At 64.8% G+C, this 13,175-nt stretch carries 10 protein-coding genes and 1 pseudogene; 6 read left to right on the top strand and 5 right to left on the bottom strand.

What is annotated here, in order from left to right; translation table 11 throughout:
* The first annotated feature begins 58 nt into the window (after positions 1-58).
* Positions 59-466: a nuclear transport factor 2 family protein gene (locus tag KRR38_RS26215; protein ID WP_309141143.1), complete on the top strand. Its 408-nt coding sequence runs from the start codon at positions 59-61 to the stop codon at positions 464-466.
* A 341-nt stretch (positions 467-807) separates the two neighbouring features.
* Here KRR38_RS26215 and KRR38_RS26220 read toward each other — a convergent pair whose 3' ends face one another.
* Complete coding sequence (locus KRR38_RS26220; RefSeq protein ID WP_217406359.1) at positions 808-3,366, bottom strand: TonB-dependent receptor; 2,559 nt, start codon at positions 3,364-3,366, stop codon at positions 808-810.
* A gap of 585 nt (positions 3,367-3,951) precedes the next feature.
* On the opposite strand from KRR38_RS26220, the gene rpiA reads away from it, so the two are divergent.
* The 5 genes from rpiA (at position 3,952) to KRR38_RS26245 (ending at position 9,828) form a co-directional block, all read left to right on the top strand.
* Positions 3,952-4,653: a ribose-5-phosphate isomerase RpiA gene (gene rpiA, locus KRR38_RS26225; protein WP_217406360.1), complete on the top strand. Its 702-nt coding sequence runs from the start codon at positions 3,952-3,954 to the stop codon at positions 4,651-4,653.
* A gap of 73 nt (positions 4,654-4,726) precedes the next feature.
* Positions 4,727-6,814 (top strand): transketolase, encoded by a 2,088-nt coding sequence (tkt, locus tag KRR38_RS26230; RefSeq protein WP_217406361.1) that lies wholly within the window; start codon positions 4,727-4,729, stop codon positions 6,812-6,814.
* Entirely contained in the window at positions 6,811-7,953 is a 1,143-nt protein-coding gene (tal, locus tag KRR38_RS26235) for a transaldolase (protein WP_217406362.1), read from the top strand. Before tkt ends, tal begins: the two co-directional genes overlap by 4 nt.
* A complete protein-coding gene (gene gnd, locus KRR38_RS26240) occupies positions 7,883-8,986 on the top strand; it encodes a phosphogluconate dehydrogenase (NAD(+)-dependent, decarboxylating) (protein WP_375293439.1) in 1,104 nt (367 codons plus the stop codon). The genes tal and gnd overlap by 71 nt, the downstream gene beginning before the upstream one ends.
* The gene (locus tag KRR38_RS26245) at positions 8,983-9,828 is read left to right on the top strand and encodes a Cof-type HAD-IIB family hydrolase (protein WP_309141144.1); all 846 of its coding nucleotides are present in this window, start codon (positions 8,983-8,985) and stop codon (positions 9,826-9,828) included. Before gnd ends, KRR38_RS26245 begins: the two co-directional genes overlap by 4 nt.
* 13 nt (positions 9,829-9,841) lie before the next feature.
* Here the strand turns inward: KRR38_RS26245 and KRR38_RS26250 are convergent, their stop codons facing one another.
* From KRR38_RS26250 to KRR38_RS37890, 4 genes and pseudogenes are all read right to left on the bottom strand, one after another.
* Positions 9,842-11,005 (bottom strand): hypothetical protein, encoded by a 1,164-nt coding sequence (locus KRR38_RS26250; protein WP_217406364.1) that lies wholly within the window; start codon positions 11,003-11,005, stop codon positions 9,842-9,844.
* On the bottom strand, positions 11,002-12,126 hold the full coding sequence (locus tag KRR38_RS37880) for a sulfotransferase (RefSeq protein ID WP_375293471.1): 1,125 nt from the start codon (positions 12,124-12,126) through the stop codon (positions 11,002-11,004). The genes KRR38_RS26250 and KRR38_RS37880 overlap by 4 nt, the downstream gene beginning before the upstream one ends.
* A 44-nt stretch (positions 12,127-12,170) precedes the next feature.
* Entirely contained in the window at positions 12,171-12,614 is a 444-nt protein-coding gene (locus tag KRR38_RS37885; RefSeq protein ID WP_375293472.1) for a CmcJ/NvfI family oxidoreductase, read from the bottom strand.
* Positions 12,535-13,155 (bottom strand): annotated as a pseudogene (locus KRR38_RS37890) (hypothetical protein); the annotation flags it as partial. The pseudogene KRR38_RS37890 and the gene KRR38_RS37885, both read right to left, overlap by 80 nt.
* Positions 13,156-13,175: the final 20 nt, after the last annotated feature.

The raw sequence follows: 13,175 nt of genomic DNA on the forward strand, positions 1-13,175 counted from the left end.
CGCTAGGTTCGGCGGCGGCCCGATTGTCCGAAACGACGGCGGGAACAGGAGCGTCGTCATGACCATGACTCACGAAGACATGATTCGTTTCGTCGACGATCTCTACGCTGCCACAGGCACGGGGGACTGGGACAAGGCGGCAGCGATGCTGACCCACGATTTCTTCGTCACCGAAGCGGATGGCCTGCCGATGGCGGGCGTCTATCGCGGCAAATATGCGCTGCGCGATCTGTTCATCAAGGTGATGGGCATGCTCGACGTCGCCGGGCTCGATCGGACGCAGACGACCGCCGGAGGAGACTATGCCGTCGCGATCCTGACCATGCGGTTCGCCGATCCATCGGTCCCGCCAGCCCAGCTGTGCGAGCTGTTCCGCTTCCGCGACGGCAAGTGCTGCGAGATCAAGCCCTACTACTTCGATCCGCAGGCGATCGTCGCCGCCTACGAGGTCAAGTTCGCAGGGTAAGCATTGGTCAGTGAACCGCTTCCGACCGCTTGCGGGGGCTTTGCGTTCTACGGAGAAGCTTCAGGTGGCCTTCCCAGATGACGCGGGCCTGACAGACCAGAGAGCTCTTTTTGTCCGGTGTGGCGTGGCTTTCGATGAAGCCCCGCAATTCGGCCCAGGAGGCGGCATCGAGCACACGATCGGTTGCGAGTGAGAATTCCCGAAAGCCTGCCCACCTTGGGGTGACATGCTTTGTTTGGACATATTCTCTCAGCGTTTTTGAAGTAGCCACGGTTCTGGAATTTCGTCTGTCATTGCGTTGAAGTGGCCCGGCTTCCGCAATGGAAGCCGGGCATCGTGGATCAATTCCCGAAGTGGACCTTCGCACGGAAGCCGAACATCCGCGGCTGGTTGAGCTGGCCCGTGATCTGGCCGTTGGTCGTGAAAGTTCCGGCCGGATAGACGACCAGCTTCTGGTTGGTGACGTTCGTCATGAAGAACGACAGGTCGATCGGCCGACCGAACACCGACTGCCAATCGACATTGAGATTGAGCAGATTCGCCGCCGGCAGCAGGTAGTTGGGCGCGACATTTGGCGAAACACCGCGATTGGCGTCGGTATGGGTGAAGGTCGCGCCGAAGGACACCTGGCCGACGCTTTCGTCCAGCGGCAGCGTGTAGGTTCCGGTGAGGGTCACCCGGTTCTTCGGCGAAAGTGCAAGCGACTGACCGACGTCAGCCGAGGGGAACAGCGCCGAATAATAGATCGGCAGTGGCGGCTGGGTAAATTCTATCAGCTTGGTGTTGAGGTAGGTATAGCCGACGTCGAACTTGAACCCGGTGAACGGCCGTACCGAAGCATCGACCTCGATACCCCATGTCCGGGACTTGCCTGCGTTCACGATCGGCTGGGCATTGGGAACCTTGCCCTGGAATTGGGGTGCGACGACCGAATTGACCGCAAGCTGCTGGTCGGTGAGGTTGTTGTAGAAGCCCGCGATGTTGAAATAACCGGGCACGGCACCGCGGAAGCTGGTCTTCGCGCCGGCTTCGTAGGTATCGATCTTCTCAGGTGTGGCGATCTCGAGGCCGAGATTGTTCGAGTTGATCGCACCCTGACGATAACCCCGCGCCCATTTGGCGTAGAGAAGGATATCGTCGATGGGCTTGTAGTCGACGTCGATCAGCCAGGTCGGGCGGCTCGAATTCTGGTGGAGTACGTCGTCGCACTTAGCAGAAATCGGTCCCTCGACGATCAGCGGTATGGAAATGTCTCCGCCGTTGAACTTCACCACGTTCTGGCACGAATAGACCGCAGTGCCCGGCGTGGGGATATTGATGTTGACGTTGCGCGATTCGCTCATGACCTTGTCCCAGGTGTAGCGGAAGCCACCTGTCAGGCTCAGTTGCTCGGTCAGCTTGTAGGTCGCCTGTGCGTAGAACGCCTTGCTGTTGAAGGTGTCCTTCACGTTCGAGGCCGAGAGCGAACCGATCAGTAGCGGATTGGTGCACTGGAGTGTCGAGTAGTCGGTGCAGCTTTCGAAGATCTGGGTCGTACCCGTATTGAAGCCCAGCGGCTTGCTGGATTCGAGATAGGCACCCGCCTGCCAGTTGAAGCGGCCATCGGCGAGCGTGCCCTGGAACTGCAGTTCTTCGGTAAGGGTCGACTGTGCCGAATTGTTGCCGCTCACACCGGGATGCAGGGTGATGCCCGGGAGGGACTGGCCGGCGACGGTCGGGAGCACCAGCGGCGTGGTGCACCCCGCTGATCCGAACGAGCAGATGCCGGCCGCCCCGACGCCGATCCCGAGGTTTCCGAAGTTGAGCGGTTGTCCCGTGGAGATGAGATTGTCGCCGAACAGGTCGAAGTCGGCCGTTTCCCGGTATTCGGCATAGGAAACGATATTCTTGATGGTCAGTGTATCGCTGGCCTTCAAAGTGGTCGTGTTGATGACCTGCCACTGTCGGATCAGTTCCTGCGGGTTGGGGTCGTTGTTGTCGACATCCCAGAAGCCATCGCCGCGGGCATTTTGCCGGTCGACCTGGCCGCAGGCGAACGGTCCCAGAAGCCCGACCAATCCGAAGGCACTTGCGTAGTTACGGTTACAGCCGGAAACCCTTTGGAGCACACCGTGCGTGTTGGACCGGCTGTAGCTGCCGATCGTATAGTTCTCCAGATCGGGCGTGATGTCCGCGACCACGCTAAAGCGCGCCGCGAAATAGTTCGTGTTGCCGAAATCGTCGGGTCCGATGCCGCTCTTGTTGTGGAGATAGCCATCGCGCTGGTTCCAATCGATCGCGCCCCGAACGCGAATGGCCGATGACAGCGGCGCGTTCAGGACCGCTTCGACACGGTGCATGTTGTAATCGCCGATCGAGCCCTGGACATAGCCTTCGAGGTTGTCGGTCGGCTTGGAGGGCACCAGCAGGATCGCGCCGCCCGTGGAATTGCGTCCGAACAAGGTGCCCTGCGGACCTTTGAGTACCTGCACGTTCTGCAGGTCCATGAAAGAGCCGACGCCGGCGCCGTTGCCCGAGGTGGTGCCGCCGTTCGATCGCGGTGCGACGACGTCGGCGAAATAGACTGCCACCGAGGGCGAAGTCTTGCCCTCTTGCGTGAACCCGCGGATCGCGAAGCTGGCTTTTTCCGCGCCGAAGCTCTGGTTCGTCGACAGCGAAGGAACATAGGTGCCGAGGTCGACGCTGCTGACGATGTTGCGCTTGGTGATCGCGTCCTGGCTCAGCACCGTAATGGAAATCGGCACGTCCTGAAGGCGTTCTTCGCTGCGACGCGCGGTTACGATAATGTCGTCGTTGCCGTTGGCCTCTCCCCGGCCAGCCTGTGCATCCTGGGCGAATGCCGGGGCGGTCCAAGCCAGAGCGGTCGTCGCAACTAGGGCGACTCTTGTGAGTGATTTCATCGTGCCTCTCCCTGATTTTGCGTTCCGATGCCTTATTACGGCGGGTTTCGAGGAACGCTGTTCTCACAAGCTAACGCAGCCGCGGTCGGATGAATCGTTACAAATTGGAAAGGTTCTCGGGCGGCGTTAGCACGCCGCCAGCCCGCAACGGTCGGAGAGTTCGCTGTAATTGTTGGGAAATTGGCCGCTGGCCGTCGTTATCTTTGGCGACCCACGCGCCTTACTTCCTGTTAACGTGACGCAGGTATCTTCCGCAGTGCTCGGCGATCGGAGAGTGCTGTATGCGACGCAATGTCATGGTCGGTAGCGCGGGAATTAGTCTGGCGGCAGCGATCTGGTTTGCGGCGGCGCTGCTTACCGCAGATTCCTGCAGCAGATGGAATCCGCTGAGCTGCCAGGGCCCCGATCCCGAACTGATCAAGTACGCGCGTTAGGTCGCCTGCCGATTTTCCCATTCCCCGCTCCAAGCCGGGGACTTGCGGCTAGAACCCCCGCGCCGGTCAGGCATTTCCTTTCTTCGCGATACCGCCGAGCCTGTGGCAAAAGGTTCTCTCTTTTGCTCATTCGGACGGAACGGAGTCGCGCATGGCCCGGAATGGCCTGCATACAGAGAGCTGGAAGCGTGCCTCGGCGGAGGCGGCCGTGGCCGAAGTGGCCGACGGCATGCTGGTCGGCCTCGGGACCGGGACGACGGCCGCTTTCGCCATAGCGGCGCTGGCTCGCCGTCTTGGCGAGGGATTGCGCTGCCGCGGCGTCGCGACGTCGCTCCGGACAGCCGATAGCGCCAGGGCGGCGCGCATTCCCTTGCTGACCCTGGAAGAGGTGGCCGAAGTCGATCTTTGCATCGACGGCGTGGACGAGATCGATGCGGAATTTCGCGCGATCAAGGGCGCGGGCGGGGCCATGCTGCGCGAGAAGATCGTGGCGAGTGCAGCCCGGCGCATGATCGCGATCGCCGACGCGTCGAAAGCCGTCGCGCGGCTCGGCGCCCGTCCGGTCCCCGTGGAGGCGCTGCCAAGCGCTCGCGCCTATGTCGAACGGCAACTCGCACGGCTCGATTGCACGCCGATCTTGCGCCGCAACGATGCTGGCGCGCCTGTGACGACCGATCAGGGCAACCTCATTTTCGACTGCCACTTCGCCGCTCTTGACGATCCGGCCGGGACTGCCACACGGCTGTCCTTCATCCCGGGCATGCTCGGCCATGGACTGTTTCTGTCGGAGATCGACGCGCTTTATCTCGGGACGGCGGATGGCGTTGTTCGCACGGAGCGGAACATTGCCTAATGTTAAGGCGTGAGGCCTGCATCCATCCCGCCGCTGTTTCGTTCCACCAGTGGACCGGAGGATCGATGATTCCATGACAGACGCATCTCACCCTGCGGAACGGCGGGTCCGCGAGGACGGCTCGCCCGAGCGCCTTGCCATCGACACGATACGCACGCTGGCGATGGACGCCGTGCAGAAGGCCAATTCGGGCCATCCCGGCACGCCGATGGCGCTTGCCCCGGTGGCGCATACCCTGTGGACGCGCTTCCTCCGCTACGATCCCGAAGTGCCGGACTGGCCGAACCGCGATCGCTTCGTCCTGTCCTGCGGCCATGCCTCGATGCTGCTCTATGCGGTCCTTCATCTTGCGAGCGTGCAGGAGATCGACGCTGAGGGCCGCAAGACCGGGCTACCCGCGGTCAGCCTCGACGACATCAAGCAGTTCCGCCAGCTCGGTTCGAAGACGCCCGGCCATCCCGAATACCGCATGACCACGGGCGTCGAAACGACCACCGGGCCGCTCGGCCAGGGCTGCGGCAATTCGGTCGGCATGGCGATCGCAGCGCGTTGGCTCGGTGCCACTTTCAATCGCGACGGCTTCACGCTGTTCGACAACGACGTCTACGCCGTCTGCTCGGACGGTGATCTCATGGAAGGCGTCGCGAGCGAGGCGGCCTCGTTGGCCGGGCATCTCGCGCTCTCCAACCTCTGCTGGATCTACGACAGCAACCACATCACGATCGAAGGCGACACCGCTCTCGCCTTCGACGAGGACGTCGCCAAGCGGTTCCAGGCCTATGGCTGGAACACCGTTACCATCGAAGATGCCGAGGACACCGAAGGCTTCGCCGCAGCGATCGAGACCTTCCGCAGAACGGGTGATCGTCCGACGCTGATCGTGGTGAAATCGGTGATCGGCATCGGCTTTCCCACCCGAGCCGGCACGCAGAAAGCCCATAGCGACGCGCCCGGCGAGGACGAGATCCGCGGCGCGAAGAAGAGGAACGGCTGGCCCGAGGACGCGCAGTTCCTCGTGCCCGAGGAAGCAAAACGGAGCTTTTCCGCTGCTGTCGCCGGCCGCGGCAAGCCGCTGCGCGAGGAATGGGAGCAGATGTTCGCGCGGTATCGCGAGGCCTACCCCGATCTGGCCTCTACACTCGACGATCTTCGCCACGGCAAGGTGCCGGGCGGCTGGGAAAGCGAGCTTCCTACCTTCGAGCCCGACGCCAAGGGGATCGCCAGCCGCGATGCCGGCGGTAAGGTTCTCAACGCCATCGCTGCCAGGGCGCCCTGGCTGGTCGGCGGCGCAGCGGACCTTTCGCCGTCGACCAAGACCGACGTAAAGGACGCGCCCTCTCTGGAGGCGGTAACGCCCGGCGGTCGCAACATGCATTTCGGCATTCGCGAGCATGCCATGGGGGCGGTGGCCAACGGCATGGCGCTGACCTACCTGCGCCCCTACACCGGCACCTTCATGGTCTTTTCGGACTATATGCGCCCGCCGATCCGCCTGGCTGCGATCATGGAACTGCCCGTCATCTTCGTCTTCACGCACGACTCGATCGGCGTCGGCGAGGACGGACCGACGCACCAGCCGATCGAGCAGCTAGCCGCGCTGCGCGCCATTCCAGGCCTCGACGTGATCCGCCCCGGCGATGCCAACGAAACCGCGGTCGCCTGGAAGGTCGCGCTGACCCACACGCATGAACCGACCGCGCTGGTCTTCTCGCGCCAGGCGATCCCGACGCTCGACCGCGGCAAGTATGCCGCAGCCTCGGGTCTCGAGAAGGGTGGCTACGTGCTGGCGGACTGCGCGGGCGAGCCGGAGATTATCCTGATCGGCACCGGCTCCGAGCTGCCGCTCGTCGTCGCCGCGCACGAGAAGCTCACGAGCGAGGGGGCCAGGTCTCGTGTCGTGTCGCTACCGAGCTGGTATCTCTTCGAGAAGCAGGATCAGGCCTATCGCGACAGCGTCCTGCCGCGCGGCGTGCGGGCTCGGCTGGCCGTGGAACAGGGAGGCGCGCTCGGCTGGGACCGCTACGTCGGCCCCGACGGCGCGACCGTGACCATGTCGACCTTCGGCGCCTCGGCACCAATCGCCAAGCTTCAGGAGAAGTTCGGTTTCACGCTGGATGCGGTATGCAAGGCCGCGCGCGACCTGGTGGAGAAGGTGAAATGACCAACTCTCGTCTCAAGCAGCTTCACGAAGCTGGACAGGCGGTCTGGCTCGATTTCCTCGAACGGCGGTTCCTGGCGGAAGGCGGCTTGAGGCGGCTTATCGCCGATGACGACATAACCGGCGTGACATCCAACCCGTCTATCTTCGAAAAGGCGATGGGCCACGGCGATGCCTATGACGCGGGGTTCAAGCAGGTACTCGGCACCGGCGAAACCAGCGACCAGACCCTTTACGAGAGCCAAGCTCTGGAGGACATCCAGGCTGCCGCCGCCGATCTGGAGCCGGTCTACGATCGGCTCGGGCAGCGCGACGGCTATGTCAGCCTCGAAGTCTCCCCGTTCCTCGCCAACGATACAGAGGCGACGATCGAGGAGGCGCGGCGGCTCTGGCGATCGGTCGACGCGCCCAACCTGATGATCAAGGTGCCGGGCACGGCGGCGGGCGTCCCTGCGGTCCGCCAGCTCATCGCCGATGGCATCAACGTCAACATCACGCTGCTTTTCGCGCTCGCCGCCTACAAGGCCGTGGCCGAAGCCTACATGGCAGGGCTCGAGGCGCGCCTGGCCGAGGGCAAGCCGATCGACCGGATCGCCAGCGTCGCAAGCTTCTTCGTCAGCCGTATCGACACCCAGATCGACAAGAAGATCGATGCCCGCACCGAAGCGGGCGATGCGGATGCGGCCGCGCTGAAAGCATTGCGCGGCAAGGTCGCCATCGCCAACGCCAAGCTGGCCTATGCCTGGTACGAGGAGACGATCGCGGGCGAGCGCTGGCGCAAGCTGGCCGATGCAGGTGCGATGCCGCAGCGGCTGCTCTGGGCATCGACCGGGGTGAAGGACCCCAACTATACCGACACGCTCTACGTCGATACCTTGATCGGCCCGGACACGATCAACACCATGCCCCCCAAGACGATGGACGCGTTCCGCGATCATGGCGTGATAAGCGCCTCGCTGACCACCGGTCTCGACGACGCAAAGGCGGTTCTCGCAGACGCCGAAAGGCTCGGGCTCGATCTGGACGGCGTGACCTCCGCGCTCGTCGACGATGGCGTCAAGCAATTCGCCGATGCCGCCGAGACCCTGTTGCGCGCGGTTGCGGCAAAGCGTGCCGCGCTGGCCGACACCGCGAAATCATGATGCTGCTGATGCGGCTTTCGGCAGTCCAACTCGGAAGGAATCCTCTATGCGGCTAGCGATGATCGGCCTCGGCCGGATGGGCGCCAACATTGCCCGGCGCCTGATGCGCGGCGGCCACGAAATCGTCGCATACGATCGCAACCAGCCCGCGATAGAGGCGTTGGTCGCCGAAGGCGCGACCGGTGCGGCAACGCTCGAGGAGGTGGTGGCAAAGCTTGATGCACCGCGCATCTTCTGGATCATGCTGCCGGCCGGCGATCCCACTGAAAGCACGATCGAAGCCCTGCTGGGCCTGGCCAGCCCGGGCGACATCGTCATCGACGGCGGCAACACCTTCTACAAGGATGACGTCCGCCGGGCGAAGACCTGCGCGGAGAAGCAGATCGCCTATGTCGATGTCGGAACTTCGGGCGGTGTCTGGGGGCTGGAACGCGGCTATTGCATGATGATCGGTGGCGAGAAGGCGGCGGTCGACCTGCTCGACCCGATCTTCGACACGCTCGCGCCGGGCCTGGGTACGATCCCGCGCACGCCCAAGCGGATGGAGAACGAAGGCGAAGATCCCCGCGCCGAGAAGGGCTATATCCACGCCGGTCCTGCGGGATCCGGCCATTTCGTGAAGATGGTTCACAACGGCATCGAGTACGGCCTGATGCAGGCCTATGCCGAAGGCTTCGACGTGCTGAAGGGCAAATCGTCCGACAAGCTGCCCGAGGACGAGCGTTTCGACCTCAACCTCACCGACATCGCCGAAGTCTGGCGGCGGGGCAGCGTGATCTCGTCCTGGCTGCTCGACCTTTCCGCCGCGGCGCTGGCGCAGGATCAGAAGCTGGAGGCCTATAGCGGCAACGTTGCTGATTCCGGCGAAGGGCACTGGACGGTGGAAGCAGCGATGGAAGAAGCCGTGCCGGTCTATGTCCTGTCCGCCGCACTCTTCGCGCGCTATCGCAGCCGCGTCGACGGGACGTTCGGCGACAAGCTGCTGTCGGCCATGCGCTTCGGCTTCGGCGGCCATGTCGAGATCCCGCAGTGAAGCAGGCATCGGATCGGACGATGGCCGACCTGCGCCTCGTCCTCTCCGACGTCGATGGAACCCTCGTCCGGAGCGACAAGTCTCTCAGCGATACCGTCGTCGCGGCGGTGGGGCGTCTTCAGGCGGCTGGCGTCCCGGTCTCGCTGATCAGCGCCCGGCCGCCCAGCGGCATGCTCTGGATCGCGGAAAAGCTGCGCCTGAGGGGTCCGATCGCGGCTTTCAACGGCGGAACCCTGGTCGATCCGAGTGGGACCGTACTTGCCGCCCACAGGTTGCCCCCTGACGTCGCAAGACGCGCGCTTGCCCTGATCGACCGCCCTGGCATCGCCCGCTGGCTGTTCTGCGGCGGGCAATGGTACGCTGATCGGCCGAGCGGGGATCACGACGGCCGCGAGCGGAAGTCTGCTAACGTCGATCCCATTTACGATGCGGACTTCGCGGATCTGCTCGATGCGGTCGATAAGATCGTGGCCGTTTCGGACGATCCGGACCTGCTCGGGGAGACCGAACGCCTGGCGATGCAGTCCTTGTCGCAGGATGCGGCGGTCGGGCGCTCCCAAACCTACTATCTCGACATCACCGCGCCGGCGGCAAACAAAGGTGACGGCGTCGCAGCTGTCGCCGCTGCGATGGGCGCACCTCTCGACGATGTCGCAGTGATCGGCGACCAGCGCAACGACTTGCCCATGTTCGCGCGCGCGGGCCTGTCGATCGCGATGGGGCAGGGCCCGGCGGAAGTCCGCGCGGCGGCCATGAAGATCACCCGATCCAACGATGAGGACGGCGTTGCCCATGCCATCGACGATATTCTCCTGCCTCTCGCTGCGCGGCTGAGGAACTGATCTCTCCTCTCAGCTACCAGTAGACTCGCTGCTGGGCGCCCGCTGCGCGTGCGCGCAGGATCGCGTCGCGTTCGTCGCGCGAGACCGTGCGAGTGCGAGGCGGCAAAGAGGTCAGCACCTCGCCCCCGTCGACGAGCCGGAAGGTCAGGGCCGGAGCTTCGGGACGGCCGGTCCATCGGAACTGCATGACGCCGATCGGGTGGCCCATCGTGTCCAGCCAGTTGGCCACGCCGGGATCCTCGCCCGACACGACGAAGCGCAGGTAGCCGTCGGCATCCATCTGCGCCTGCTTGCGGTTGAGACTGGCCTGGGCGTTGGCCCAGTCGAGCGTGCAGCCCAGCGCGTCGGTGAGGGCCAGCGACAAGGTTTCCACACCGCCGCGCAGGTCCGCCTCGATCACCAGCGCCTGGCCCGGTGCCAGCTCGAACACGCCCTCGTGGTACCATTGGCCCGGCAGTCCGCCGCCGGCCGAATAGTCGACCGTGGTGACGGCATTGACCACGCCCTGCGCGCGCAGGCCGGCGACCTTGCGCATGCCGAAGCCGAGCGTTCCTTCGACCATCGGAGCGAGGCCGGCGAGGTTGGCGGCCAGGCCTTCGGGTGCCGGGCGCTGGCGGCGGCTGGTGGTGCCGAGCCGGGTGATCGAGAAAACAGGATCGCGGTGGTTTCCCCAATCGTCGGAAACTGCCCGGAGCATCAGGCTGCGCACGTCCGGGGCGATCTCGCACCATTGGCCGGCATGCCCCTTCGGCCGCTCTGTAGAAAGGACGAGGTCGAGCCGGCCAGCGGCGTCGAGCTCGAAACCGCGCAGGTCTATGGCCGGATAGGTCTTGAGACCCGCCGCAGTCGGGCCGCCCATCGGCATCAGCGATACTTCGGGGCATGTGCCCCGGTCGCCTGCCAGCCGATAGGTGCCCCCGCCGTCGACCGCAGCGGTCAGGTAGACAGTATCGGGATTGGGCATGCCCATGCGCGTGTGATAGCCCGCGCCCGGCAGGAACGCCGGATGGTCGAGGTCCGCGCAGACGCGCCCCAGGTAGCTCGCCATCAGCCCGCCGAGCATCGCCACGGTCAACTCGGCGGGAGCGTGGTCCTGCCCGGTGAGATGGCTCGACAAGCGCTGGTGAACGCCGCGAAGTCCGTCGAGCAGAGCCTCGAAGTCAGTGGGATCGTTCATGCGCCGACCTTGCCGGCGAGGTCGAACCGCTCGGTGTAGAAGGCGAACTCCTCGGCCACCTCGCGCGCGTCGAGGCCATAGTCGCTGAGATCGTAGGTGTGCACGCCGCGCTTGCCCGGCGGGTTCTCGGCGCGCCATTGGGCGATGGACTGGCGGACCTCCGGGGTGAGTTCGAGGTCGAGCGAGCGATAGACGTCGACCATCGCCGCCTCGGGATCGGCGACGACCTGGCTGTAGTCGACATGGGCTATGGTAACGCCATCGGCGCGATTGGCGTCGAAATCGACGAGCGCGCGGATGTGGCGGCCGACCAGGTCCTTCATCTGCTGCCCGACTTCGGCGCGGTCCACCCGGTCGGAGAACATGCCGCGCAGGAAGGTCGAATAGCTGCAGTTCGATGCCAGCACGGCCACGGGATCGCGGTGGGTCACGACCATCGCCGCGTCGGGATAGACCTGCAGGATCGGATCGAGCGCCAGCAGGTGACACGGCCATTTCAGTGCCCAGCGCGGCGTCGGCGCCTGCCATTGCAAGGTCTGGAGCACGCGCTTGTGGTGCGCGTAGCAGGCGGCAAGGTCGACCGTGTCGAGCACCCGGTCGAAATAACCGGGGACGCGGAAGGTCCACAGATGGCCGGCGTTGCCGAAGGTCTGGTCCATGATCATCACGCATTCCTGCGGCCCGTCGGGATCGGACAGGTGGAAGCTGTCCGAGGCCCCGCCGTCACGCTCGCGCCGTTGCCGGTGCTGCTCGGCGCAATGCGCCTGGCGCTGCGCGGCCGATGCCGGATCGGCCGCCGGCGGCGGGCAGGGACTATCGCCTTCCCAGGTCCGCATCATGCGTAAGCTGGGCTCGCGATCGAACAGGTACTGGAAATAGGTCGTGCCGGAGCGGGGCAGGCCGGTGAGAAAGACCGGCCGCTCGACCGGCTGCTGGGTGATGCCCGGCTCGGTTGCGCACCAGTGCGAAACTTCGATGCGCTTGCGCTGCGCCAGCGCCAGCATGACGGTGCTGGCGGCCGCCCCTTGCTCGCTGAATTGCCCCTCCTCGTTGATCGAGTCGACCAGCAGGTCGAGGTTATCGGCGAAGAGCCCCGGTGTCGGATCCTCGACGGGCGACATCTGCTGGGCCAGTTCGACGATCGCCTGGGTACTGATCTGCGCGCTCACAGGAAGATCACCAGGCCGCGGGCTTCGACGCTGGCGCGGGTGGGGGCGCCCGGCGGGCAGGTGGGGTCGGTGAAGGCGGTGTGCGGCACGCGCCGCACGGCGCCTTCCTGGCTGTCGTGCGCTTTGAACACGATCACCTCGTCGCGGGTCATGTCGGGGAAGTAGTGCCAGCGGTGTCCGGGGTTGTGGACATAGGCGGTGGTGTCGTGACGCATGTCGCCGACGCCGCGCGTGCTGGTCACGGCGGTCACCGTGACCTCGTCGCCGCGTTCGACGCTGCTGGCGTCGCAGACGGCGAGGGGGGAAGTCCTGCGGCGGCGGCGAGACCGCGCGCCACATGTTATAGAGCGCCCAGCGCGCGTTCGGCGGAAGCCGGTCGCCGGCGGCAGCGGTGATGTGCGCGAACAGTTCCTGCGCGGATTCGTCGGTATTGTCCGCATGGGCGTAGCGGGCGGGCTTGGCGTTGATCAGCGGCGCCAGCAGGTCGGTCGCGCTTTCGCCGAAGCGCTTCTTGCCGCCGCCCAGCATCATCGCGAAGACCCCGCCGGTGACCTCGCGCAGCAGCGTGGCCATCTCGTCGGTGTAGAGCTTGTCCACATCCGCATCTTCCTCGATCAGGCGGAAATCCTCGACCTGGCTGACATGCGGGACGAGGACGAAGCCTTCGCGATCCAGCGAAGTGGCAAGGCCGCGCGCCGAACGGATCGTCATGGCCTCGCCCGGAAGCGTTTGCATCGTCGAGAGCGACTCTTCCTCGGTCACGAACTCGAGCTTGGGTTCGGTCGCGGATGCCCGAGCGTTGCGGATGTAATTGACCTCGGCCGTCACCTCGGGCCCGTTCTGCGCGTCGATTGCCGCCATTCCTCTCTCCTGTTTTCTCATGCTTGAGCCGGCGGGTGTCACCTCGGCTCGTGCGCTGAACGTTACAAATTGAGTCCAAAGTGTCAAGGTGCGGGGTGACAGGGGCTTTACATCGGGCATTAGCTCCGTAAAGTTCGGGC

It is taken from the genome of Novosphingobium sp. G106 (assembly GCF_019075875.1).
Lineage (GTDB): Bacteria > Pseudomonadota > Alphaproteobacteria > Sphingomonadales > Sphingomonadaceae > Novosphingobium.

What these genes read in the sequence shown, in the direction of transcription:
- KRR38_RS37880 (WP_375293471.1), bottom strand. Translation starts at nt 12,126, where the DNA reads ATGTCGCCCGTCGAGGATCCGACACCGGGGCTCTTCGCCGATAACCTC.
- rpiA (WP_217406360.1), top strand. Translation starts at nt 3,952, where the DNA reads ATGGCCCGGAATGGCCTGCATACAGAGAGCTGGAAGCGTGCCTCGGCG.
- KRR38_RS26220 (WP_217406359.1), bottom strand. Translation starts at nt 3,366, where the DNA reads ATGAAATCACTCACAAGAGTCGCCCTAGTTGCGACGACCGCTCTGGCT.
- KRR38_RS37885 (WP_375293472.1), bottom strand. Translation starts at nt 12,614, where the DNA reads ATGCGGACAATACCGACGAATCCGCGCAGGAACTGTTCGCGCACATCA.
- tal (WP_217406362.1), top strand. Translation starts at nt 6,811, where the DNA reads ATGACCAACTCTCGTCTCAAGCAGCTTCACGAAGCTGGACAGGCGGTC.
- KRR38_RS26250 (WP_217406364.1), bottom strand. Translation starts at nt 11,005, where the DNA reads ATGAACGATCCCACTGACTTCGAGGCTCTGCTCGACGGACTTCGCGGC.
- KRR38_RS26215 (WP_309141143.1), top strand. Translation starts at nt 59, where the DNA reads ATGACCATGACTCACGAAGACATGATTCGTTTCGTCGACGATCTCTAC.
- gnd (WP_375293439.1), top strand. Translation starts at nt 7,883, where the DNA reads ATGCCGCCGAGACCCTGTTGCGCGCGGTTGCGGCAAAGCGTGCCGCGC.
- tkt (WP_217406361.1), top strand. Translation starts at nt 4,727, where the DNA reads ATGACAGACGCATCTCACCCTGCGGAACGGCGGGTCCGCGAGGACGGC.